The sequence below is a fragment of the Okeania sp. SIO2B9 genome (assembly GCF_010672505.1).
GTDB classification, from domain to species: domain Bacteria; phylum Cyanobacteriota; class Cyanobacteriia; order Cyanobacteriales; family Microcoleaceae; genus Okeania; species Okeania hirsuta.
Genome location: NZ_JAAHGK010000619.1, coordinates 1 through 4394, shown reverse-complemented (window position 1 = coordinate 4394; position 4394 = coordinate 1). Strand labels below are relative to the sequence as shown.

At 41.1% G+C, this 4394-nt stretch carries 2 protein-coding genes; both read left to right on the top strand.

The window, feature by feature from the left end:
* Positions 1–8 precede the first annotated feature (8 nt).
* Entirely contained in the window at positions 9–2849 is a 2841-nt protein-coding gene (locus tag F6K13_RS20220) for a hypothetical protein (protein WP_353735689.1), read from the top strand.
* A 613-nt stretch (positions 2850–3462) separates the two neighbouring features.
* Positions 3463–4394, top strand: a 932-nt coding sequence (locus tag F6K13_RS20215) for an alkaline phosphatase family protein (RefSeq protein ID WP_287288174.1), incomplete at its 3' end; no start/stop codon positions are given.

Genomic DNA, 4394 nt, shown 5'->3' with positions numbered 1-4394 from the left:
GTGAAACTATTCCTGGAACTTCAGGAAATTATACTCCTCCGGGAATTCTTGATGGTATTGGAGCTTTTGAACTTGAGGAAGATACAGTTCGAGTTTTGGTTAACCACGAGTTAAGAAGCGGTGTTGGTTATGCCTATGCTTTGGCAAATGGCACTGAACTCACAGGAGCCAGGATCAGCTATTTTGATATAGATAAGGAGACCCTAGAAGTAGTTGATGCAGGTCTTGCTTATGACACTATTATCAATCGCAATGGTGAAGTAGTAGATGACATATCTGACATAGAATTTGGAGGATTAAATCGTTTCTGTTCTTCTATCTACGTTGAAGGTAACCAGTTTGCAAGTGGTTCGGGTATCGTTGATAACATTTATTTCACAGGAGAAGAAACTTTTGGTGGAACTGAATTTGCATTAGATATTGAAAATAACACCCTTCATGCTGTTCCTTGGTTAGGAAGAGCTGGTTGGGAAAATATAACTCAGGTAGATACTGGAGATACTGACGAAGTAGGTATATTAGTGGGAGATGACCGTGAAGCAGCTCCTCTACTTCTTTATGTAGGAGAAAAAGATACAACTGAAGGAGCAGGTTTTCTAGAACGTAACGGTTTAGCTGATGGTAGTCTCTATGTTTGGGTTCCTGATGCAGAATTAGGTGATACTGAAGGAGAAAATGATCCAGATAGCAATCCCGATCCAGCAGGGTTTAACGGAACAGGAAACAGTGAGTCAGGAACATTTGTCGAAATTGATTATTATCGCCCAGAAGAAGCAGGAAGTGTAGAAGATACAGATGGGGATGGCAGTATTCAAGATGAACTAGGTTATGATGAAATGGGATTTGCTACCCAAACTCAACAAGATTTACTTGCGGAAGAAGCGGGTGCTTTCCAATTTTCTCGTCCTGAAGATGTAGCGACAAACCCTGCTGATGGTACGGAAGCGGTGCTAGCTTCTACCGGTCGGAGCGGTCGTTTTCCTGATGATGTTTGGGGAATAACTTATAGTGTTAACTTAGAATTTGGTGATTCAGACATCACTGCTGACCTAAAAATTCTCTATGATGGAGATGATGCAGGAGATGGACAGTTTGCACATCCTGATTTTGGACTGCGTAGTCCAGATAACTTAGATTGGGCAGATGATGGTTACATTTACATCAATGAAGACCGATCTATTGGAGAATTTGGAGATACATCTGGAGAGGAAGCATCTATCTGGAAGTTAGATCCAACAACTGGAGAACTGATCCGTGTTGCTCAAATGGATCGTTCAGCAGTACCAGGAGAGCCTATTCCTCAAACTGATGGAGACCCTGATGATATAGGTGATTGGGAATCTTCTGGAATTTTAGATGTTTCAAGTTTGTTCGATCAAGAACCTGGTGAGTTATTTCTGTTTGATGTTCAAGCGCACAGTCTCAGGGATGGAGTTATAGCAGAAGAAAATTTGGTACAAGGAGGACAGTTAGCTTTTCTTCAAGAGATCCCCGAACCAAGAAGTGAAGCAGTACCATTTACTCATGCTCACAATGATTATGAACATGATTTTCCTCTCTTTGATGCCCTCAGCTATGGGTTTATTAGTGTAGAATCAGATATTTGGCTCTATCCTGGCGATGACGGAAATCTACGAGTTGCTCACGATCCTGTACTAAACCCAACAACTCTCCCAACTATAGAAGAACTCTACCTCGATCCTCTACAAGATTTGAAAGAAGAGTTCGATAATGGTGGTGTTTATGCAGATGGTACACCTCTAACACTCCTGATTGATATTAAGAGTGAGGGACTGTCTACCTACCAAAGACTCCATGAAGTTTTAACAGAATATCAAGAAGAATCTCCTGGATTATTTACTACCTATACTCAAGATGAGATGGGTAACTACACTGTTACTCCTGGTGCGGTAACTCCTATTATCTCAGGCGATCGCCCTCGGGAATTTATGGAAAGCCAAGAGGTACGTTACGCTGGCTATGATGGACGTAAAAGTGACATTGGCACTGATGCCGATCCAGGTTTTATGCCTCTAATTAGCGATAACTGGAATAATTTCTTCAGCGGAGATTTAGCTTGGGATGGCACTGGTACTATTCCTGAAGACACTGAAACGGAATTAAATCGCATTGTCTCTGAAGTTCAGGGAGAAGATAAAATATTCCGTTTCTGGAATTTGCCTCAAGATGCTCCTAGTGTTTGGGGTCCTCTATTTGAAGCAGAGATTGATTTAATCAATACTGACGATTTGGCTGGACTTTCTAATTTTATCCAGTCTGAACTGGAAAATCAAGAGCCGTTAAATCTTGTGGGAACTGATGGCGACGATATGTTAGTAGGTCGTCAAGGCGATGATACTATTGCTGGTTTACAGGGTGACGATCAAATTGATGGTCGTGGGGGTGATGATATTCTCCGGGGCGATCAAAATAGTCGTTCTTCTGGTAGTTCTGTAGCTGGAGATGACACTATCAACGGTGGTACAGGCGATGACCGCATCGGTGGTAAAGGTGGTGATGATCAGCTTTACGGTGATGAAGGTAATGACAGCATCTGGGGTGATGATGGCGATGACCTCCTCCGAGGTGGTTTAGGTAACGACGTTCTCACTGGAGATGACTTCTCTGGTGGTCAAGGTTCTGATACATTTATCTTAGCTGTTGGTGAAGGAACTGATACTATTGTTGACTTTGAAGTTGGAACTGACTTCATCGGTTTAGCTGATGGTCTAATGTTTGCAGACTTGAGCTTTACTGGAAATAGTATTATCTCAGATGAAGAGACACTCGCCGTACTCAATGGTATTGATACTACCACTTTAACTGAGAGTGACTTTATGTCTGTATAACTTTCAAATACTGGTTCTACAATCAATTCTCAAGGATCAGTATTTTTGGGAATAAAATTAATCAGGACTTACGCATGAGGTACGAAAAACTAAGATTTGAGATGGCTTCACTGTCGGTCGATAGGGACGAAAATACTTTGTACTGCATAAGTCCTAGTTAATATTCCTTTCAAATTCAATGAGTAAAAATTTAGGCAATATATCCTAAATTTTTACTCATTAATATCATGTCCGTTTATATCGTTTGTGTAAACCCAAGGGTGAATATCTACAGGAAATGATGGTTTTTTCTTGCGAGGGTAGCCTTCTTCCCTCTTCCCTCTTTCTTCTTCCTTCTTCCTTCTTCCTTACCTTTGCTATACAAGACCGATGCTACCGGACATGATATAACTTACCCTAAATTTATTTAGGATAAATATTTGAGAAAAATTTTTATCAGATCTTTTTTTCAACTCTCCAAAATAATTGAGAGAATTTAAACTCTTTCCAGAAAATCAGGACTTACCCATGAGGTAGGAAAAACTAGGATTTGAGATTGCTTCCCTGTCGGTCGATAGGGACGGAAATACGTTGTACTGCGTAAGTCCTAAAAATATAAAAACAACGAGGAACAATGGCTGATTCTAAAGCAATATTGATTGGAATTGATGGTGCTCAATTAGAGGAATATCTTTTGTTGGATTTACAGGGAGAAGCACCTAATATTAACAATCTTGATATTATTGAATCCTTCATCGGAGGCATTGTTGGCACAGCTTCTGAACAGGCTACCTCTAGTGGCCCTGGTTGGTCTACTATTTTAACAGGAGTTTGGGCAGATAAACATGGAATTCCGAGTAACAATAGCCAGCCAGTCAACGCCGAAATTGACAGTATTTTTGAATACGTTGATAATAACATTCCCGATGCAACCATCGCATCAATCGTTAACTGGTCTCCGATTAATACTGGACATTTTGCCCCGGAAATGGGATTTATTCCGGGTATTCCTGGCATAGTTGACTTTGAACAAAACGGGCTTCCTGATGATGTGGCAGCAGCAACTGTTGCTGATTTAGTGCTCGCAGAAGCACCTGATTTTACCTTTGTACAACTTGATGAAGTTGATGGAGTAGGTCATTCGTTTGGCTTCTCCGATGAGTATAACGACTCTCTGATAACGGCTGACGATCAAGTGGGTATGATCCTAGATGCAAATGTGGCGGTTGATACTAACTTTGTAATAGAGTTTAATGAGGACGTGCAGGTAGGGGCTGGTGAAATTGCGATCGCTGCTGATGATACTATCGTCGAAACAATTGATGTTACTTCTTCTCAAGTCATAGTTGAGGGAGACACTGTTACTATCAACCCTAATAACAACCTGACAGCAAATACTGATTACTTCGTACAGGTTGATGAGGGTGCATTTCGTGACACTGCAAACACCATCACTCTGTTTACCGAAGATTTTGAAGGATTAACTTTAGAACCGTTTGTTAGTCCCACAGAAGGAGGTGGAGATGGTACAGACTTTACAACTACTCCCCCGGAAGGTTGGACGCA